Origin of the sequence: Streptomyces sp. ADMS (assembly GCF_033441795.1) — a bacterium.
Taxonomy (GTDB): domain Bacteria; phylum Actinomycetota; class Actinomycetes; order Streptomycetales; family Streptomycetaceae; genus Streptomyces.
In genome coordinates this window covers 188,849-209,112 of sequence record NZ_JAVFVX010000001.1, presented here as the reverse complement: position 1 = coordinate 209,112, position 20,264 = coordinate 188,849, and the positions used below count along the sequence as shown (strand labels likewise).

18 protein-coding genes and 1 tRNA gene are annotated in these 20,264 nt (G+C 68.9%); 10 read left to right on the top strand and 9 right to left on the bottom strand.

Features of this window, described 5'->3' with window-relative positions; genetic code table 11:
- Positions 1–119: 119 nt before the first annotated feature.
- Complete coding sequence (locus tag RB628_RS00940; protein ID WP_318318270.1) at positions 120–488, bottom strand: helix-turn-helix transcriptional regulator; 369 nt, start codon at positions 486–488, stop codon at positions 120–122.
- Positions 489–991: 503 nt separating this feature from the next.
- On the opposite strand from RB628_RS00940, the gene RB628_RS00935 reads away from it, so the two are divergent.
- The 8 genes from RB628_RS00935 (at position 992) to RB628_RS00900 (ending at position 8,572) form a co-directional block, all read left to right on the top strand.
- On the top strand, positions 992–2,014 hold the full coding sequence (locus tag RB628_RS00935; protein ID WP_318318269.1) for a hypothetical protein: 1,023 nt from the start codon (positions 992–994) through the stop codon (positions 2,012–2,014).
- Between the two features lie 242 nt (positions 2,015–2,256).
- Entirely contained in the window at positions 2,257–3,180 is a 924-nt protein-coding gene (locus tag RB628_RS00930) for a hypothetical protein (protein WP_318318268.1), read from the top strand.
- On the top strand, positions 3,180–4,676 hold the full coding sequence (locus RB628_RS00925) for a hypothetical protein (protein ID WP_318318267.1): 1,497 nt from the start codon (positions 3,180–3,182) through the stop codon (positions 4,674–4,676). The genes RB628_RS00930 and RB628_RS00925 overlap by 1 nt, the downstream gene beginning before the upstream one ends.
- A gap of 229 nt (positions 4,677–4,905) precedes the next feature.
- Positions 4,906–4,978: transfer RNA gene (locus RB628_RS00920), tRNA-Arg, on the top strand.
- A gap of 95 nt (positions 4,979–5,073) precedes the next feature.
- Positions 5,074–5,319, top strand: coding sequence for a hypothetical protein (locus tag RB628_RS00915; protein WP_318318266.1), 246 nt, complete (start codon positions 5,074–5,076; stop codon positions 5,317–5,319).
- Between the two features lie 175 nt (positions 5,320–5,494).
- Positions 5,495–6,061 (top strand): Uma2 family endonuclease, encoded by a 567-nt coding sequence (locus RB628_RS00910; RefSeq protein WP_318318265.1) that lies wholly within the window; start codon positions 5,495–5,497, stop codon positions 6,059–6,061.
- A 619-nt stretch (positions 6,062–6,680) separates the two neighbouring features.
- Positions 6,681–7,007: a carboxymuconolactone decarboxylase family protein gene (locus RB628_RS00905; RefSeq protein WP_318318264.1), complete on the top strand. Its 327-nt coding sequence runs from the start codon at positions 6,681–6,683 to the stop codon at positions 7,005–7,007.
- A gap of 134 nt (positions 7,008–7,141) precedes the next feature.
- Entirely contained in the window at positions 7,142–8,572 is a 1,431-nt protein-coding gene (locus RB628_RS00900) for a DUF2252 domain-containing protein (RefSeq protein ID WP_318318263.1), read from the top strand.
- Here the strand turns inward: RB628_RS00900 and RB628_RS00895 are convergent.
- Positions 8,543–9,097: a hypothetical protein gene (locus RB628_RS00895; RefSeq protein WP_318318262.1), complete on the bottom strand. Its 555-nt coding sequence runs from the start codon at positions 9,095–9,097 to the stop codon at positions 8,543–8,545. The two genes, RB628_RS00900 and RB628_RS00895, sit on opposite strands and share 30 nt — an antisense overlap.
- A 346-nt stretch (positions 9,098–9,443) precedes the next feature.
- Between RB628_RS00895 and RB628_RS00890 the strand changes: the two genes are divergently transcribed.
- Both RB628_RS00890 and RB628_RS00885 read left to right on the top strand, forming a co-directional pair.
- Complete coding sequence (locus RB628_RS00890; protein WP_412180566.1) at positions 9,444–10,352, top strand: formylglycine-generating enzyme family protein; 909 nt, start codon at positions 9,444–9,446, stop codon at positions 10,350–10,352.
- Positions 10,349–11,644, top strand: a complete 1,296-nt coding sequence (locus RB628_RS00885) for a cation:proton antiporter (RefSeq protein ID WP_318318261.1) — start codon at positions 10,349–10,351, stop codon at positions 11,642–11,644. The genes RB628_RS00890 and RB628_RS00885 overlap by 4 nt, the downstream gene beginning before the upstream one ends.
- 34 nt (positions 11,645–11,678) lie before the next feature.
- Here RB628_RS00885 and RB628_RS00880 read toward each other — a convergent pair whose 3' ends face one another.
- From RB628_RS00880 to RB628_RS00850, 7 genes are all read right to left on the bottom strand, one after another.
- A complete protein-coding gene (locus tag RB628_RS00880) occupies positions 11,679–11,966 on the bottom strand; it encodes a hypothetical protein (protein ID WP_318318260.1) in 288 nt (95 codons plus the stop codon).
- Positions 11,967–11,991: 25 nt separating this feature from the next.
- On the bottom strand, positions 11,992–12,393 hold the full coding sequence (locus RB628_RS00875; protein ID WP_318318259.1) for an SHOCT domain-containing protein: 402 nt from the start codon (positions 12,391–12,393) through the stop codon (positions 11,992–11,994).
- 29 nt (positions 12,394–12,422) lie between these two features.
- The gene (locus tag RB628_RS00870; protein ID WP_318318258.1) at positions 12,423–14,780 is read right to left on the bottom strand and encodes an arylsulfatase; all 2,358 of its coding nucleotides are present in this window, start codon (positions 14,778–14,780) and stop codon (positions 12,423–12,425) included.
- A gap of 120 nt (positions 14,781–14,900) precedes the next feature.
- On the bottom strand, positions 14,901–15,533 hold the full coding sequence (locus RB628_RS00865) for a GAP family protein (RefSeq protein WP_318318257.1): 633 nt from the start codon (positions 15,531–15,533) through the stop codon (positions 14,901–14,903).
- Between the two features lie 96 nt (positions 15,534–15,629).
- Entirely contained in the window at positions 15,630–16,052 is a 423-nt protein-coding gene (locus tag RB628_RS00860) for a hypothetical protein (protein ID WP_318318256.1), read from the bottom strand.
- An 824-nt stretch (positions 16,053–16,876) separates the two neighbouring features.
- On the bottom strand, positions 16,877–17,104 hold the full coding sequence (locus RB628_RS00855) for a hypothetical protein (RefSeq protein WP_318318255.1): 228 nt from the start codon (positions 17,102–17,104) through the stop codon (positions 16,877–16,879).
- A gap of 101 nt (positions 17,105–17,205) precedes the next feature.
- Complete coding sequence (locus tag RB628_RS00850) at positions 17,206–19,800, bottom strand: LuxR C-terminal-related transcriptional regulator (RefSeq protein ID WP_318318254.1); 2,595 nt, start codon at positions 19,798–19,800, stop codon at positions 17,206–17,208.
- Positions 19,801–20,264 lie beyond the last annotated feature (464 nt).

The window sequence follows — 20,264 nt, the reverse complement described above, 5'->3', positions numbered from 1 at the left end:
TCCGCCCGCGCACAACCACACCTTGATCGGCTACACCACTCGGCGGGACACCATCGGATCGGCGGGACTTCGGAGCGCCCAATGGCGATCTCTGTACCAATGCAACCGCCGGCCGGGCGTCAGCCGCCCCCGTCGCGGCTCTGCCGAGGGGCTCCCTCCTCGGAGGCGGCATGGTCGCCCGGTTGGCCCGGCTCAGGGATCCTCCACTGCGTGTGGTCGGGCCAGAGCAGGACACGCAGGGCACCCTCCAGGTCTACGATCGTCAGAATGTCGGGCCAGACAGTGCCGTTGAGTACGTTGGTAATGACCTGTCGATTGACACCGCTCTTCTTCGCGAGGGCATTGGCGCTGATTTCCTGCTCCGCCATCACGTCGGCGAGTTTTCGGGCTATAGCCTGCGCGACGAGAGCACCTCGATGTGGCTCCATCACTGCGTGCGGCCAGTCGCCGTTGACGACGAAGCTGCTCGGCTTGTTGGCACGTCTCATTCCTCCAGGCACGGCATAAGTGTGACCGAGGCGCACTCCGGATGCGCCCCCCACCCCAAGATGCTACTTGTATAGCAAGTAACGGAGTGTGATTTCCGAGGAAGACGCGCATGAACCAGATCGATGAACGAGGCACCGAACCTCTCGGAGTGCCCGGAGGGGCCCCTGCACAGCAGGGGCCCCTCCGGAACCGTCGCGGTGCGACGCATAAAACTTGCCGCGCCGCCCCGGCAATCGCTACGACCGGCCTCCGGCAGGGCAACTCACCTGCGGGGTTTCCCTACACGATGCGTGTTCGATGTCATAAGGCCCGCCGTCGCGCCGTACGGGGAGCAACGCCCCTTCAGCAATTAAGAGTTGGGCTGCACTGCAATGTCATCGATTCCCCTGCATCACTGCGCTGGCGTGCCCTACGCTGCCCAGGCGCCCGTCTGTGCGCAGCGGCCACAGGAGGGGCGATGCCGGGTCAGGGATCCACTGCGGGAACCGCGTCCTCGCGGGAATTGCCCACGAACCGAATGGTCGCGCTGGAGCAGCTCGCTGTCGCCTGCACGATCGGCATCCTGCCGCAGCCATTCTCGGTGCACGACGTCAAAGCGAAGCTCGGTTTCGACCCCGGGCGCGTCGGGCTGACGATGGCCTTCTTCGAGTACTGCGGCCTCGCTACGAAGGCCCCGGGCAGGGGAATGTACAGCGCCACCCGGACAGCGATACAGGTGGCGGAGGCATGGGCAAAGGATGCCGAGCTCGGCAAAGCCGCACTGCGCAAGGGGTTGAATCAGACCTGGTTCACCAAGAGCGCGCGCAACAGGCTCGCCCCGGGCCCTGGACTGCGCGACGGCCTGCACGCCCGCTTCATGATGCTGGTCGGGGGCGGCGACACGCACCGCCGGTCGGTCGACAAGCTCATGGAACTGATGATCCTGTCCGGGCTTCTGATCGAGGAGCCCGACGGGTTCGTACGCTGGCACGAACACGCGGCACCACGTCCACCCGAGGAACCGTCCAGTTCACCGCCAGCGGACGGAGAGGCACACCGGGAAGACCGCGCAGACTCTTCCCAGAGCAACAGTTCGTCACATCCCGGCGGCGAGAACAACGCCCGGGCGGAGGAGCCTCCCACGGAGGAAGGCCCCGGTTCAGAGGACCGTCAGAACCCCTCCACCGAGGAGTCTCCCCACGACACCGGGGATCAGGAGGACGAACAAAAGGTCCCGGTCTACGACGACGACCCGACCGAACTCCTGGCTGACCCGCTCTGGCTCAGGTATGTCCGCCACATGACGCCGGACGAAGCCACGAGACTGCATCAGCAGCTCCACGGCGTTCTGAGCATCCTCGCCGAGACACGCGCTCGCGCTCGGGCCGACACAGGCGCTCCGAGCGTCGAACTCGATCATCCCTATCACCTGGCGGACCTGGGGCGGGTGAGCTTGGCGACCTGGCTCAATGTCTACGCGTCCAGCAGGGGGATGTCCACGTTCATCCCTTCGATGAGGAGCCGCCAGTCGACCCCCCAAGCATGAGTTCGGGTCCGGAGATGCGCTTCCCCGGCTAAGGATCACGCCTCTCCGGACCCTCCACCGTCACCCCGTAGGCCTTATCGCGGCTCGAACCGCGAGAAAGGGGGGCTTTGGCGTGCCCTCACTCAGAGCGAGAGCCACCAGTCACGGTAGCGTGCCAACGCGCCGTACCCCATACGTTTCGCTGATTCCCCAGCTCACACTCCCGCACCAGCAAAGCCAGTTCGGCCCGTGGGGAGGTCGTCGTGCGTAGGGTCACTCTGCGGGCGGCCCTTCGTCCCGTCGCCCGGCAGTGGCAGGAGAAGGCAGCCCTCGGCGTACTCCGGCCGCAGACGGTGGATTCCTACATCACCGGATCGGAACGGCTCCTCAGGTTCGTCCTCGCGCTCGGCCTCGAATACCTCGACGACGTCACCGACACCGTCGCTCAGGCCTTCCTTGACGCGCCAGGGAACGACCGGCAAGGACGGTTGGTCGCCTGCCCGGCCGACAGCACCCGCCGGGGCCGCCGGTCATCGGTCGACGCCTTGTTCGCGGAGGCCCGAAGGCTCGGACTGACCACTCTCGCGCCCCTCCTGGACCTCCCGGCGATCCCCCGCTCACAACCGCGGCCCGTCGGCACGCTTACCGACACCGACATCGACCAGCTCCGCTTCTACGCCGAGCGCGGGATGCCTCAGACCAGGCACGCCGCCGTCCTCGGTCTGCTGTTGTCCGGCCTCCACACCGGCGAGATCGGCCTGACCGGCACCACCGATCTGGACTTCGGTCACTCCCGGGTCTGGGCCACAGGAGCAGCCCGGATCACCGCCCGTTACTGTCCGCTCGACGATCCATGGAGCCGGGAAGTCCTCCGCCTGCGCGCTGGGTACGTCCAACGCCAGTCCGGTTCCGACAGCCCTCAAACCCTCACCACGAACGGCACCTCTCCCGCCCACCGGATGCAGTCCAGCATCTGCACCACATTCGGCGAGGTTGTGCGCGCCAGCGGAATCGCCCCAGATGGGCGGTCCGCCAAGCCGCGGGACGTCTCCAGCTGGCTCGCCGCCAAGGTCCACGCGGAAACTGGGCAGATCGCCGAGGTCGCACTGCGCCTCGGTTTCACCTCGCTGGACCGCGCCGCCACGCTCGCCGGCTACAACTGGCGGCCATCAGGCCAGGAAGACTGATGGGCGCGACAAAGCGGCGCACCACCGCCTCCAAGCCCAGGGCCAAGACCAAACGGAAACCGGACTACATCATGGGCCCGGTGCCCAAGGACGTCTTCAGTCTCAGCCGCCCCGAACCACCCGGTCCTTCTGCCCGCTCCCTGTCCGAACTGGAGTCCCTCCGACTCCTCGTCGCCAACCCCGACCTGTACGACGTGGCCGACCGTGTCCTCCCCACGCGCGCGCCAGGGGACCGGGGCCGTCCCCCCGCATACCCTCCATACATCTACTTGATCTTTCTCGCCTCGATCTCGATCTTCAAGACCGCTGAAAAGGCCTGCGCCAACTTCGAGGAAGAGCTCATGTGGAAGACCGTTCGCGAGGGCGTCCGCCAGCATCGCGGCAATGTCGCAGCGGACGGCTTGCCCGAGATCGGCCCGAAGCGCCACCACTGGCACGACTTCAGAGTCACGATGCTCGACGCGCTCCACGACCTTCGAGAGTCAAGTCGCGACGCCTGGATAAGCCAAGCACTCGCGCAGGGAATGCTTGCAAGGAAACGGCGGGGAAGCCTGGTCCGCCCTCATCGCAGTCAAGTCATCACGGGTGACGGAACCGTTGCACGGCCGGCCTCGAGCCAGACCGAGGAATTCACCTTCGACGAAAAAACCGGAAACCGGAAGCGCCACCGGGTCGATCCAGACGCCACAATCCAGCTGGAAGGCGGCGACCGAGAAATCTACGGCAACAAAATCGTCTCTTTCTCGGTACGTGACGAATGCTCGCCGCACAGCCGAATCATCCTCAACGTGGACACCGCACGACACCAGTCCGAGGTATTGGATCCAGACCGCAAGGAAGAAGCAAGGGTTGCGCTCCGGCTTGCCATGGAGATACGCGCACGCACCCCAGGAAATCACACCGTGGTCTACGACAAAGCCTGGCGGGGTGTGCATCGATCCCCGCTGATCAGGGCGGGCCTCCTGATCTTCACACGCCAATACGACGGACTCAAACCTCAGCCCCTGAAAAAGTACCGCTATGAATCTACAGAATGCGTCCACGATGTCTACGCTGCAGAAGGACGCGCCTGCGAGCGACTGATCAGTGTGGAGGGAAAAACCCTGTACAACCCGATCCCTGTTCGGGAGGTCGAATACAGAGAGGGGGAGGAGAGTCGCTTCTACCACATCCTGGAAATGCCCTGCCGGAAAGGTCCACATGTCGAGAGGATTCCAGTGTATGAGACCAGGGAAGACCGAGTGTTGGATCCAAGAACAAAGCGCATGAGGTTCAACAGGACCGAGCATCTCCGAATCATTCCACCAGTGACAGAAGCCGGGGAGCGTCTCATCGGGTTCCGCCAGGACAGTGAATCCAGTTTCTCCACCCTGGATGAAACGCATCGCCTGCGCCGGATCCCTGCGTACGGCGCCGACGGCGCCCTGCTCGTCTACATCGGATACTCATGGGCCAGGAACTCCGTGGCCCTGGGGATCACCCGCCGCACCAGGTAGCCACCTGCCCGGTCATCGGGCCGGACCGCACCCCCAAGACGCCGGCCACGACCGGGCCCCCGATGCACAGCGCACAGGCAGCACATCACGCTCCGCCGCCCGACCGACAACCGCTAGACTGTTCACGGTGCACCGCTCCGGCGGGGCACCCTGTGGATGTCCGGGGCCCCTCGGGGCGAGACCCACCCGGTACGGGCGGATTTTCCAACACATTTGCCCACACATCCCCGCCTTCGTAGCTCAGGGGATAGAGCACGGCTCTCCTAAAGCCGGTGTCGCAGGTTCGAATCCTGCCGAGGGCACAACGCAGTACGCCGCTGACCTGGAGTTTCCTCCCCAGGGAGGCACTCTATTCGGCCTCGGACTCCTCGTCCGGGGCCGTTTGCGTGAGCGGTGCGTGAGCGGACGGAGAGTTGATCTCCGAAATATCTCCGAACGGATCAGCATCATCCGGCACGGACTCCGGGCCCTCCTCGCCACGCGCAACGAGCCGTACGTGACGCTCATGGTCAACCCGGCCGCCGGGGACGGGAAGGTCCAAGCGCTCTACAGGTCGTGGGGGTACGGGGACATCGGGCAAAGCCAGCCCTCACCGGCCTCACCCGTCCTCACCGTGATGACCCGCGACACCCGCTGGCCTTAGACGATCAAGGAAGCGGCGTTGCGGGATGCTGTGCCTGCGGAATCCGCTGCGGACGATCGCCGCGCTCTCGCTGATCACCGGGGTCGTCTGCGAGTTCAGCGTGCCGGACGGACGGCAGACAGTACGCTGACTCCAGCGGGATCGGGCCCGCAGCACAGTGTCCGGGAGGTGCTTCATGACGGCCGAGATGGTAGCCCCGGCGTGGATGCATGAGCAGATCACGGCGGAGGAGTACGAGTCCTGGTCCGAGGAGCAGTGCTCCGGTATTGAGATCGTGGACGGGATGGTCGTCGTGAGTCCGAGTGCGTCCAAGCGGCACAACCGGCTGGCCCGGATTCTGGCGAACGCCCTGGATACCGCCGCGGGCCCGGAGTGGAACGCCGACACGGACTTCGACGTCCGGCTGCAGGACGTCCCGCTCACCAATCGCCGCCCGGACGTCGTTGTGTACCGCGCAGACACGATCGACATCACCCCCACCCGCCCCGCGCACGTGTTGCTGGTCGCGGAGGTGGTGTCGCCAGGCTCGGAGACCACCGACCGGATCGTGAAGGTCGACCAGTACGCCAAGGCAGGCATCGGCTTCTACTGGCGGATCGAGCAGGCCGCGACAGGCGTTCCTCTCGTGTACACCTACGTTCTCGACCCTGCGACGAAGACCTACCTGGACGGAGGCGTGTTCACCGGCGTCCTCAAGGTAGCGGCCCCCTTCCCGGTGGAGATCGACCTCGGCCAGATCTGACCCACGCGCTGCTCAGCAGCCGGCAGCGCGTGAGCGATGCGTGAGCGGACGGCCCGGTACAGGGCGGCATGAGCCGGATCAAGTGGCTAGCCGTGCGGTTCTGACCAGGGGAAACAACACCGCGCGATAGCGCCAGGCACCCCCGGGTAAGGATTCGATCCCACTCCTGAAGCCGGTGTCGCAGGTTCGAATCCTGCCGAGGGCACAGTGTTGATCAGGGCCAAGGCCCCGGAATTCCCAGGTCGGGGAGAGTCCGGGGCCTTTCTCGTGCGGCCCGGTGCAAGTGCCGGGACAGTGAGCGCTTCTGCTCGAACTTGAGGTCCTTCATGGATGTCTCCGATCCGCCAGAAAGGAGTGGACAACGACCATTCTGTCGCCATGTGTCTGCTGGGACATCCTCACGGTCGGACACGGAGCCGGCCTCGTCAGCACCCACACGCCGAGGTCGACGGCCCGGGCCAGGTCACCCTGCCGCACCGCCTTGACGTGCGAACCATGCGCCCCATGCGCGAGGTCCGGAAGAGTTCTAGGGTTGAGAGGACCCCCCGCACTCGCGGTACTCGGTTTCTTCCGCCTCCTATCAATCTCGGGGTCGAGACTCAGCAGGAGGGCATGCGACATGTCGACTGCATCGGAAACCCCTGTCCTGGACACTCTCACCGCCATGACGGCCGACTCGATCGAGCGGTGCGGGCTGGCCCCGGACATGCTCATACTCACGCGTATCGCGGCGCTCGCCGCCTCGGATGCCCCGCCGATCTCCTACGCGGCGCATATCGACCCCGCTCTCCGGGCCGGCCTGACCGCCGATCAGTTGCAGGACGTCCTGGTCGCCGTCGCGCCCATCGTGGGCACCGCCCGTGTCATGACGGCAGCGGGCAACATCGCCACGGCTCTCGGCATCGCCATCGCCGTCGCCGATGCCGAGAGCGGGTCTCAGGGCTGAGAGCGGGTGCCCACCCGGCACCGGTGTCCGCGCGGCCGACATCGGACAGCAGGTCACGGACGGAGCCGTCCTTCTGTCCGACGTGCCCGGTGTCGGCCTCCCCACCGCCGCAGGACCATGCAGGAGGGCCTTCGATGTCCCAGAACGCGACCACCGCGATGCGCGCTGTGCCCCACGCCACGCCCGAGGACCGCGCGGCTCTCGGCAAGGGAGCGCGGCGCCGCACACCGCGGTCGGGCCACGCCGTGTACAGGCCGGCTCCTGACCGGCCCGACCCGCTGACGATCCTTCAGTCGCAGTCCGCGGCCCGGGTGCCCGAACTCGTCCCGATCCGCTACGGCCGGATGACGGAGTCTCCTTTCCGCTTCTACCGGGGCGCCGCCGCGATCATGGCGTCCGACCTGGCCGACAGCCCGCGCTCGGGAATCACGGCCCAGCTGTGCGGGGACGCGCACCTCCTGAACTTCCGTCTGCTCGCCTCACCGGAGAGACAGTTGATGTTCGACATCAACGACTTCGACGAGACACTGCCGGGCCCCTGGGAGTGGGACGTCAAGCGGCTGTCGGCGAGTCTCGTCATCGCGGGCCGGGCGAACGGCTTCGACGACGCCGAACGCGCCCGCATCGTGAACTCCGCGGTCCGTTCGTACCGCGAGGCGATGATCCGTTTCGCGGCGACGGACAACCTCGACGTCTGGTACGCGAAGATCGACGCGGACCTCCTTGCGTCCCTGGCCGCGGACCGGCTCCACAAGCGCGGTCGGAGGAACCTGGCCAACGCCATGGCGAAGGCCCGCACCCGGGACAGTCTGCAGGCCTTCGACAAGCTCACCGAGACAATCGACGGCCGGCCCAGGATCGCGGCGGATCCCCCGCTGCTCATCCCGGCCGGCGACCTGCTGCCGGATCTCGAGCGCAGCGCTCTCGAGCGCCGGTTCCGCGGCCTGCTCGAGCGGTACGGCCGCACTCTGGCTTCCGACCGGCGCACGCTCCTGGAGGACTACCGACTGGCGGACGTCGCCCGCAAGGTGGTCGGGGTCGGCAGCGTGGGCACCCGATGCTGGATCTTCCTCCTGCTCGGCCGGGACGGCCAGGACCCGCTCTTCCTCCAGGCCAAAGAGGCCGACGCCTCCGTGCTCGCCGTACACGTCGGTGCGAGCCGATACAGCAACCAGGGCGAGCGGGTGGTCTCCGGCCAGCGGTTGATGCAGGCCACGAGCGACATCTTCCTCGGCTGGGAACGGGTGGACGGGATCGACGGCAAACAGCGCGACTTCTACGTCCGCCAGCTGCGCGACTGGAAGGGCATCGCCATGCCGGAGAGGATGCGGCCGAGGGGCATGCGGGCCTTCGGCGACGTGTGCGGAGTCACTCTGGCTCGTGCGCACGCGCGGTCCGGCGACCGCATCGCGATCGCCGCCTATCTGGGCAGCGGCAACTCGTTCGACCGGGCGCTCGCCGCCTTCGCGGAGGCGTACGCCGACCAGAACGAGCGTGACCACCAGGCCCTGGTCGACGCGGTGCGGGCAGGCCGGCTACCCGCGGAGGAGCTGCGGGCGGCCTGACCGGGCAGCGGCGCCCGGCTCGCCCGCGTGCACCACGGTCGAATGTGCGGCCCGGTTGGCGGAGTTCCACAGTTTCTCGAACCTGTCGCTCTCCACGAAGCGCGTCGCCGCCTTGTCCGCGACGCCGGTCACGGCCTCGTCCAGCTGGGGGGCCAGTCCCTTCACCGCCTGTGCGGCATGGGGCGGCAGGCCCTGCGACTGCATCCAGGCCGCGATCTCGGCAGTGGCTCGCTTGCCGTCGACCCGTACGTCGACGGCCTGGACGATCCGGTTGCGCGCGGCGTCCTCGATCGCGGGGTCGGTGGCGAGCGGTCCCACCGTCTCGACGTAACGGTCCGTGTCGAGGACGATGTCGTGCACCCAGACGGTCAGTACCGACACGGGGACCAGGACACAGGCGAGGACGACCAGGACCGCCGAGATCACCCTCCGTGCGATTCCGGCCGGGCCTCCCCCGTGCGGCCTGCCACCCGACGACGATCCCTCGTGGGCAGGGTGGCGCGGCGGTTCCGACGCGCTGGTCATCCGTCCTCCAGGTCTGGACGCGGCCTGTGTGGTCGCCGTCGGTATCCATTGCTCCGGACCGGCGGGGACACGGCATCCTGAGGTGGGCCATCCGGAGTGCCCGGTCGGGGGAGGCGGAGAGCCGGGGCGGAAGCTGCGGAAGAGCCCCGGGGCGGAAGCCTGCCCACGACTGCGCCTCACAGGATGAATCAGCCTATTGCGGTACATCGTGTCGATGCCGGGCGCGGACGTGTCGGGGTCCGATCATGTGCAGGTCGGCACGGTCGACCCCGATTGGTGATCAATGTCGGAAAATAGATCAGACGGACGGTGTTGCGCTCCGTCCCGGGACGAGTCCGCGCGGCACGTGACCGTGGCGGTGCCCTCCGCGCCCCGGGCCGGCGCGCGGGCGGACGGCATGGTCCGCGTTCCCGGCGGCCTGTTCCTGATGGGCGCGGAAGACGAGTGGGTCGTGGTCGACGACGGAGAGTGGCCCGTTCATCCGGTACGGCTCGCACCCTTCTGGATCGACCGATGGGCCGTCACCAACGCGGAGTTCCAGTCCTTCGCCGACGCGACCGGGCACCTCACGGATGCCGAGCGGTACGGCTGGTCGTTCGTCTTCGCCGGGCTTCTCCCGGACGACTGTCCCGATACCCGGGCGGTCGCCGGGGCTCCCTGGTGGCGACAGGTGCACGGGGCATGGTGGCGCCACCCCGAGGGTCACGGATCCGACGTACACGACCGCGCCGGGCACCCGGTCGTCCACGTCTCGTGGAACGACGCCACGGCCTACGCCGCCTGGGCGGGAACGCGGCTGCCGACCGAGGCGGAGTGGGAGTACGCCGCGCGTGGCGGCCTCGAACAGCGCGTGTTCCCCTGGGGTGACGACCTGGAGCCCGGCGGTGAGCACCGGATGAACGTGTGGCAGGGCAGCTTCCCCGACCACAACACCGTCGAGGACGGCTGGTACGGCACGGCGCCCGTCACCGCGTACCCCCCGAACGGTTACGGCCTGCACAACATGTGCGGCAACGTCTGGGAGTGGTGCGCGGACTGGTACTCGCCCGCCTACTACCGGAGCAGCCCGGAGGACGGCCCGCCCGGCCCCTCGACCGGCGTGCAGCGGGTGATCCGCGGCGGGTCCTACCTGTGCCACGCCTCCTACTGCCGCCGCTACCGGGTGGCCGCCCGCGGTTCCAGCACCCCCGACAGCAGCACCGGCAACCAGGGGTTCCGGTGCGCCCGCGACGACGGACCGGCGGAGGGGCGGTGAGCGGCGGTGCGTGGACCGGGGCGGCCGTGGCCGCCGTCACAGCGGGGTACGCGCTGTTCTCCCGGCGGCTGTCCACGACCGCCGTGTCGGCGCCGATGGTGTTCACCGGCCTCGGGGTGGCCATCGGCCCGGTCGGGCTCGGCCTTCTCGATCTGGAGCACGACGCGGGACCGGTGCTCACCCTGGCCGAAGCGGCCCTGACGCTGGTCCTGCTGACCGACGCCATCTCCGTACGCCGACGGGACCTGCGCGTCGGCGGATTCCTTCCCGGCCGGCTGCTGGGGATCGGGCTGCCGCTGACCATCGGGGCCGGGTGGCTGCTGGCGTGGCCCCTGCTGCCGGGGCTGACCGCGTGGGAGCTGGCGCTGGTCGGGGCGATCCTGGCCCCGACCGACGCGGCTCTGGGCACGACCGCGGTCTCCAGCCCACGCGTCCCCTCCCTCGTACGCAGCGGTCTCAACGTCGAGAGCGGCCTCAACGACGGGATGGTGCTGCCCTTCTTCGTGCTGTTCCTCGCGGCTCTGCCCGGCACCACGGCTTCGGAGGAGGGAGCTGCCGGGGTCTTCTGGCGTGCGCTCGTGCTCAGCACCGCGCTGGGTCTGGCCGTGGGATGGGGCGGCGGCCGGCTGTTGCGCTGGTCGTGCGAGAGAGGCTGGGTCGGAGGTGACTGGCGACAGGTGTTCGTTCTCGCCGTGGCCGCGGGCTCGTACACCCTGGCGGTCGCCGTCGACGGGAGCGGGTTCATCGCGGCCTGGGTGGCGGGCTTCGCCCTCGGTGTCTCCCTGCGGCAGAGCGCGACAGCGGGCGCACCGGGCGTCGGCGAGAACACCCCCGACCTCGCCGGGCGTCTCGCGGTACTGCTCGCGTCCCTGAGCTTCCTGGTGTTCGGTGCCGTCCTGCTCGGTCCGGCGCTGGAGCACCTCGACTGGCGGATCGTCACGTACGCCGTGCTGAGCCTCACCGTGGTCCGGATGCTGCCCGTCGCCCTGTCCCTGGCCGGCAGCGGCCTGGCCCTTCCCACGGTCGCCTACATCGGGTGGTTCGGACCGCGCGGACTCGCCTCCCTCGTCTTCGGGCTTCTCGTCGTGGAGGAACACGTCCCGGGGGTTCAGCTTCTCGGCCGGGTGATCGCGGTCACCGTCGCGCTGAGCATCCTGCTGCACGGAATGTCCGCCGTCGTGCTCACGAACCGGTACGGCGCCTGGCACCGGAAGGCCGCTGCCGCGCGGCCGCATTTGCGTGAGGGGCTGCCCGAAGAGGAAGACGCCGGGCCCTCATCCACCGCGCGGTAGCGCACGGACGAGCTTCGGACAGGCTACGGAGGCATCATGGGTGGCGAATCGCCGGGCACCGGGGCCGTACGAGCCAGGCCTCCTGGCTGAACAGTCCGCCGACCTCACCCTCGATGTCGTCGAACACCGATGCTTCCATGGGGTCGAGAGCATCCAGTTCGACGTAGGAGACAACGCCGTCCGTGTCCTTCTCGACGAAGGTCAGATCGAGGATCCGCACGGTGCCGTTCGCCACGAGAGCCCTCAGCTCCGGTGCGATCTCGCCCCGGAAGCGGTTGCCGGGGAAAGCGACGACGACGTACTCGACAGGTCCCACGTCCATGACTGTGCCCCTTCCTCGGACTCCGTCAGCCGGCGAGCACCTTCTCCTTCGCGCGCTCGTACTCCCCGGCCGTGATGTCGCCGTGGCTCTTGAGTTCGGCGAGCCTCGACAGTTCGTCGACGTGACCGGTGGGCGCTCCTTCGCTCGTGCCGGCGGCCTCCCGCACGTAGGTACGGAATTCCTGTTCGCTCCTTCGTGCCGCGCGGACCTGGCGTTCGCCCATGCCCTTGCCCCGGGCGATGAGGTACACGAAGCAGCCGAGGAACGGCAGGGCGACGACGAAGACACACCAGCCGGCCTTGCCCCAGCCGTTCATCGAGTCGTCCCGGAAGATGTCGCCGATGATGCGGAAGAGCAGCATGAACCACATCACCCACAGGAAGACCCACATGATGGTCAGGAACGCGTTGAGCAGCGGATAGTCCATGATGGTTCTCCTCGGTGTGCCGTCATGGGTCACTGACGTCCCATGGCGATGCGGATACGGTCCTCGGGCCGGATGTAGTGGTCCGCGTCGTTCGGTCCGGTGTCGACCTGGACCCAGTGGATGTCGCCGGTGAACGCGCCGTCGGGGCTCTCGTAGTCGGGGGCGACCGGGGTGCCGGTGTCCACACCCACGTCGGCCGTCTCGTCGGCGGAGAAGAGGAACGGCAGCGTGTGCTCGACACGTCCCTCACCCACGTTGTCTCCGTCGTAGTACAACGACACGGTGCCGCCCTTGCCGAGGCCACCACCGTCGTAGGCGAACTCCATGCGTACCTGGTGTTCTCCGGAGGGCAGCGGCCGGTCGGCCTCGACCTGCGCGGTCTCCAGGGCACAGAGGTTGTACGCGAACTTCGCCCGGCCGTGTCTGGTGTACAGGCTCCAGCCGCCGAAGCTGCCGCCCTGGGCGAGGATGACGCCCTCGATCGGGCTGTCGGCGCAGGCGATCTCGGCGGTGACGGAGAACGACTTGTTCTTGACATTGACCAGGCTGCTCTCGGTGAGCCGTCCCATGCCGCCGTACAGCAACTGGTGGTCGGACTTGATGAGTTCGGGCCGTCCCGCGATCTCGGCGTTGAACCGCTCGGCGGTCCGGTCGTCCATGGGGAGGACGTTGTGGCGGACGGCCTCGATCAGCCAGAGCCGCTGGAGCTCATGCAGCTTGTCCGGCATCTCGGCGGCCAGGTCGTGGGCCTGGGTGGGGTCGGTGGAGCCGTCGTACAGCTCCCAGACGTCGTCGTCGAACGCCACCTGTTGTCCCGTGACGTCCCACGGCGTGCGGTGCTTGGTGACGGCGGACCAGCCCTTGTGGTAGATGCCGCGGTTGCCGAACATCTCGAAGTACTGCTGGTCGTGCCGCTCGGGCGCGTCGGCGTCGTCGAAGCCGTAGAGCATCGAGATGCCCTCCATCGGCGACTGCTGTACCCCGTTGACCGTGGTCGGCTCGGGGATCCCGGCGGCTTCCAGGACGGTCGGGGCGACGTCGATGACATGGCTGAACTGACCGCGGTTCTCGTCGGTGGCCCGGATGCGGCCCGGCCAGTGGACGATGGTGCCGTTGCGGGTGCCGCCCCAGTGCGAGGCGACCTGCTTGGTCCACTGGTACGGGGTGTCCATGGCGTGCGCCCAGCCGACCGCGTAGTGGTTGTACGCCTCGGGGGTGCCGAACTTGTCGATCCTGGCCGCCATGAACTCCGGTGTCTCGACCTCGGCCATGCCGTTGAAGGCGAGCACCTCGTTGAAGCTGCCGCGCAGACCGCCCTCGGCGGAGGCGCCGTTGTCACCGGTGATCACGTACATGAGGGTGTCGTCGAGGATTCCCAGTCCCTCCAGGGCTGCGACGAGTCGGCCGATGTGGTGGTCGGTGTGGGTGAGGAAGCCGGCGTAGACCTCCATCTGCCGCGCGAGCACGGGCCGGACCTCCGCGGGAACCTGGTCCCAGGCGGGAATCTCCGCGTGCCGCCGGGTCAGCTCCGCGTTCTCCGGCACGACCCCGAGGCCCTTCTGCCGGGCGAGGATCTCCTCCCGGATCGCGTCCCAGCCCTGGTCGAAGCGGCCCCGGTAGCGGTCGGACCACTCCGCGGGCACATGGTGCGGCGCGTGCGTGGCACCCGGCACGAAATAGCAGAAGAACGGCCGGTCCGGCATCAGGGTCTTCTGCTGGCGGACCCACGCGATGGCCCGGTCCGCCAGGTCCTCGGTGAGGTGGTAGCCCTCCTCGGGGGTCTTCGGCGGGTCGACGGGCGACGTGCCCTCGTACAGCGCGGGTTCGTACTGGTTGGTCTCGCCGCCGATGAAGCCGTAGAAGTACTCGAAGCCGCCACCGCCCGTGGGCCAGGCGTCGAACGGACCGGCCGGACTCGTCTGCCACACCGGAACCTCGTGGCACTTTCCGAACTGGGCCGTCGAATAGCCGTTGAGCTTGAGGATCTCGGCGAGCGGCGCCTTGGTGTTGGGGCGCATCGAGCTGTACCCCGGAGCCGACGTGGCGATCTCGGTGACGCCGCCCATGCCCACGGAGTGGTGGTTGCGGCCGGACAGCAGCGCCGCACGGGTCGGCGAGCACAGGGCGGTCGTGTGGAAGCGGGTGTAGCGCAGGCCGTTCTGGGCGAGACGGTCGAAGACCGGGGTCTCGCAGGGGCCGCCGAAGGTGCTCGGAGCGCCGAACCCGACGTCGTCGAGCATGATCAGCATCACGTTCGGTGCCTGCTCGGGAGGGCGGAGGGGCTGGATGGCCGGGAAGGAGGTCCCCGGATCCCTGGCGTCGTACGTGATCGGTCCCGGCCGGGGCACATCGGGGATCGGCAGAATCTGGCGGTGGGTCTCGGACATGCCTCGTGCCTTCCTTCCATATCGCCCCGGTAGGGCCACGTCTTTCCCTGTCCCCACGGTGCGTGGCCGCGCCCCCCGGCGCCTCACCCGTCCTGGGTGAGGATCGGCGGGTCCTCGGCGTCACGTGAGGATGAGCACGATGAAGATCACACAGACGATGATGTTGACCAACCAGCTGTGGGAGTTCATCCAGTCCCGGACCGCCGGCATGGCTCTCTCCGCCCGTCGCCGGAAGAGCAGCAGAACGAGCAGGGGCAGGGCGGCCACCAGTACGGTCAGCGCGATGAAGGGCAGCGCCTCCGCGTAGTTCGCTCCGGCCTGCGCAAGATGGACACCCACGGTCGCCATGACCATGAGGTCCGAGGGCATCAGGAGAATCAGGAGCAGACCTGTCTTGAACGCTCTTCCGGGGCCGGCCGCCATCAGGGTCCCGAGCCACTTGGGCGGTTCGGCCGTGGCGCGCGTCAGCCAGTTCTTCACCGCGGCGGCGATCAGCAGTCCGACGAGGATGTACTGGATGACCTGACCGGCCGATCCGTTGTCGTCGGAGTCTCCGAGGTCGGTGGAGGACGCGAGCCATGTGGCCAGGCCCAGCATGATCGCCACGCCGGTCGAGGCCGCGATGGCGACACCGAGCAGGAAGGCCGACGACACACGGACCGGCCGCGGGGTCGTGACGAAGACGAACGCCGACATGATCTGGGGTCCGGCCATCATGGTGATGGCCAGCGGAAGGATGTTGAGACCGTCCATGTCACTCCCGCCAGGGGTTCAGCACCGTTGGTCGAGCGCTGTCGGTTCAGCGCTGTCGGTGCGCCGAACCGCCGCGGTCACTGTCGTCGCCTCGGCTCAGTCGGTCAGGGTGTCCGGTTCCTTCCTGACCACGCACAGCGCCCAGATGACGAACCCGTACAGGGCGATCAGTGTGATGGACCAGACGGGGTAGTACGGGATGGAGAGGAAGTTGGCGATGATCAGCAGCCCCGCGATGCCCACTCCGAGCACCCTCGCCCAGGTGGCCGTGGCGAACAGGCCGATGCTCACGCCCATGGCGATCGCCCCGAGCGCCAGCTGGATCCAGCCCCAGCTCGTCAGGTCGAACTTGAAGACGTAGTTGGGGGTGCTGACGAAGACGTCGTCCTCGGCGATGGCCATGATGCCCCGGAAGAGGTCGAGGACACCGGCGATGAACAGCATCACCGCGGCGAAGACCGTCAGCCCTCCGGCGGCTGCCTCGGCGCCGGCCGAGCGGTGGTGGGTGGTGGTGGCCATGGCAGGACCTCCGTTTCTCGTGCGGCCGCGGTCGGCAGCCGCTCACGACCAGGCTTCCGCCCGGCCGACCGGTCCGTCGTCACCCCGAAAGGGTGATCAATGGTGGCGGGCGACCGGATCGCCGGGATCGCCGGATCCGACTGCGTCTGTGTGTCGTCCACGGGCTCGGGTTACGGGTCGCCCACCGTGCCGTGCCGGGACGGGGCGGGGCGGGGCGGGGCGGCGCACCCCAGCCAAGGGCACCGTGAGACGTGGGCCAGGGCCGGCGCACCCCAGCCGAGGGCACCGTGAGACGTGGGCGAGGGCCAGGGCCGGCGCACCCCAGCCAAGGGCACCGTGAGACGTGGGCGAGGGCCAGGGCCGGCGAGCCGCCGCACACGCCCGCGTGGACGCGCGGGCGTGTGCGGCGGGGCGTCATGGTCTCGGTCCGGGGCGTGGCATCCCGGTTCCGCAGGTGCCTGAGGCAGAAGTCGCGTCGGCTGCCGTCGATGCCGGCGACGCGTGCCCAGCGGTGGCATCCCGTCAGGTGGTGCGGCAGATCCAGATGCCGGAATCCGCAGGCCATCCGGCGACGACCCGCCGGCCCCAGGTTGGCGTACGCGCCGGGCGACCGTACGGGGCGAGGACCGAATCCCCGGTCCTCCCCGGCCCCGAGCGGCAGCGGACCGTCGTCGTCCCGGCCCGGCATCAGGACGATCCGGCAACGAGTGCCGACGCTCCCGACCCGGCCACCTGCACCCGCTCCTGGTACGCCCCGACAGGCTGCCTGGCGGGCGCGGCGCGCGGTGCGCTGCCCGTCGGCCCGGGGTGCCTGGTCGCGACTGTCATCGCGGCTTCCTCGTCGCCCCCGCCTCCGGGTCCGGCAGGCGGCGCATCTCGTCGACGCGCAGGCCGAGATCCTGGAAGCGCGCGAGCAACCCGTACAGGTGCGCCTCGTCCGTCACCGAGCCGAAGAACACCGTCTGCCGAGAAGCGGTCTCCCTGGTCAGCTCTGGGAACGCCTTTGCCAGCGCCCCGGAGATATGACCGGTGACACGGAACTCGTAGCGCATGCCCGTACCGCCCTCTCGTGCGCGCGGGACCCCTTCCTCGCATGCTGCCTGGCGAACGGGCGCCAGGGATCACCCCTCAGAGGTGACCGGAGGAACCGGAACTACAGGAAGTGGAGTTCTCGTCCGCGCTCGACCGCCGCACGGCGGCGGGACACACCGAGTTTGCGGTAGATGCTCTTCAGGTGCGTCTTGACGGTGTTGACGGACAAGTGGAGTTCGGCGGCGATCTCCTGCGTGGACATCATCTGCGCCACGCACGCGAGCACTTCCCGTTCGCGCCCGCTCAGCGGTTCGGCCCCGGACGGGCGGACCATCCGGTCGGTCGACCCGTTCGTGAGCCAGGAATGGGCGTAGGACAGACCGCCCGGACCGGCCGGCAACCGCCGTAGCCACGGGAGCCACGGGCCGGCCTCGGTGAAGGGCCGCCGCATCCGCTCGGGCGCGGCGGCGTCCAGGGCCTTGGCCAGCAGACGGCGCGCGGCCTCGCGGTCACCGTTCGACATGGCGACGTGAGCCCGCAGCAGCCGGACACGTACGAGATCCGGCAGAGCCAGCTCAGGGGAACCCTCCGTCGTCGCCACGAGCCGCAGGGCCCGGTCGGTGCGCCCCGACGCGAGGTGCCCGAGCGCCAGGGCGACCGCGAGTGACTCACCACCGGAGTCCACGGAGTCGAGGACAGTGAGCGCCGCCTCGGCGTCTCCCCGCGCCAGGGCGACGGTGGAGCGTGCGACGGCCAGGCGTTCGATGGCCCACGGGGGGCGGGGCGGCCGGTCCTGGTACAGGGTGTCCACAGCGCCCAGAGCCTTCAGGGCGGCGTCCCGTGCGCCCCGCGCCAGTTCCACCCGGGCGTGCACGACGGCCCGTTCCGTGGTGAGGACCGGGTCGTCGCCGATGTCGGAGAAGGCGGTGGCCCGCTCCAGATGGTCTTCTGCTCGCCCGGTGTCGCCGCGTTCGGACGCGACGGCGGCGAGCGCCAGGTGCCCGGCCCCGGAACCACGGGTCACGGGTATGCCGCACTGGTCGGCGACGGCGAGCGACCCCAGGGCGTGGTCCTCTGCCGCGGTCAACGCTCCGCAGATGCTCTCGACCAACGCCAGCCGGCCGAGGGTCTCGTGCCGCACCAGGTCCGTGGCATCGGCCATACACCCGCGCACCGCGTCCTCGAAAGCCATCCGTGCGGCGACGAGGTGCCCGGACTCGAGAAGGTTCCACGCCAGACCGTAACGGCGCAGAGCCTCGATCTCGGGATGCTCCTTGATCCGGTACCGCGGCACCTGCGCCATCAGTTCCCGCACGCGCTGAGCCGTGTCCTCGGCCGTCGTCACGCTCACGCCGTTCCCCTCCCCGCACGGTTGCGACAGGAGCCTCAGCAGCGTGCTCAGGAGGAGAGCCTCAGGCGTGGGCCGGGCATCCTCGCCGTGCAGGTGGGGCTCGGCGCGCGCGAGGTGTCTGCGGCAGCCTTCGGTGTCGTGACAGGACAGCCTGCGGGCCGCCGCGACGAGAGTCGGTTCGGCTCCATGGCCGTTCTCGGGCATGGGCGAGAGCATCCGCTCGATACTCTCGGCGCCGTGACCGGTGAACAGACCTCCGATCGTGAGGTGCCGGACTGCCTCCGCGGCCACGAACTGCCAGTCCCGGGCCTCGGCCGCATGGCCCAGGGCCTCGGTGACCTGGCCTGTCTCAACGAGCCAATGCGCCGCGAGGTGGTGCAGTTCCGGTTCGAGGCCTGGCCGCCCACTGCGCAGGTGCGCGTGCAGCACCGCGGAGAACAGCGGGTGGAAACGGCACCACCGCGTGTCGGGGATCGGCTCGACGAAGGCGTTGTCCCTAACGAGCCGGGCCAGGATCCGCTCGGCGTCCTCACGCCCGGTCAGTACGTCGGCCAGCTCGGGGTGCACCCGGTTCAGGATGCTGGTCCGCACGAGCAGCTCCTGGATCTCCGCGGGCTGGGCTTCGAGGACCTCGGCCAGCAGGTAGTCGGCCACGGCGTTTTCGGAGGCGGTGAACGACCGGACGAAGCGTTCCGGGGCTCCGGACTCCTGCATGGCCAGTGCGCACAACCGCAGCCCGGCGGCCCAGCCCTCCGTGCGGTTTACGAGGGCGGCGACGGTTTCCCTCCCCTGCTCCAGCCCGTGCCCGCGCAGCAGAGCGGCCGCCTCGGCCTGGGTGAACGCCAGGTCGGCGCCACGGAGTTCGTACAGCCGGCTCTCGGCCCGGTAGCGGTGAAGCGGCAGCAGCGGGTCGGTTCTGCTGATCACGACCAGACGCAGACACGTCCCGGCACGGTCGAGCAGGAATTCCAGGCCCGAAGCCACCTCGCGGCCGGGCACCCGGTCCAGATCGTCGAGTACCAGCACCACCGGCTCGGTCAAGCGCTCCAGTGCCGCGGCCAGCCGCACGAGCAGCGAGCGGTCGACGCTTGCCGTACCGGCCGGCGCTCCGATGTCGCCGGTCGGTACGACAAGAGCGCGACGGTAGGCCTCCAGGACGTACGCCCAGAAGACGCCAGGGGTGTCGCCGCCGTCCAGCGACACCCAGACGACAGGCCCGGGCGCCGTTCCCGTACGTGCCCACGCCGCGACGAGCGTCGTCTTGCCAGCGCCCGCCGGGCCGGTGACGAGAGTCAGCGGACCGTTCGCCCCTGTGGTGAGCCTGTTCAGCAGTCGCTGTCGGCGTATGCAGCGGGGAACGGTCACCGGGATCGAGAGTTTCGCGGTGAGCAGCGGGTCCCCGGACGGGGCCGGTCCCGGCCGGGCGGCGTCGAACGGCGGGACGGGCCCCGTCCGGACGCGCTTCCCGCCTTCCGCTGAGGCACTTGTCGGACGCACAGGCAACACCACCAAGAAAGCTGGACAGCGCGTACCCGGGCCGCCGTGCCCGGACCGCCGCCCCGAGGGGGGCCGACCGCGCACTGAGCCCGGCGTTCCCATGATCGCGTGCCCGGTCGTTGATCGCATGCTGATGTCCGTGCCGCGCGGAGACCGGAGTGGAGGACCGACGCGCGCCGGTTGTCCCGCAGCCGGCGGCGCGGCGTGGAGTTCGCGTACCAGTTGTGGAGTCAGCAGTTCGCCCGCGCGGTCGGCGAGGACGGCCATTTCACAGCCGCCGAGGCCTACGCCGCAGCCCCCGGCGGCAGGGGCCGTGTCGACTCGCTGACGAG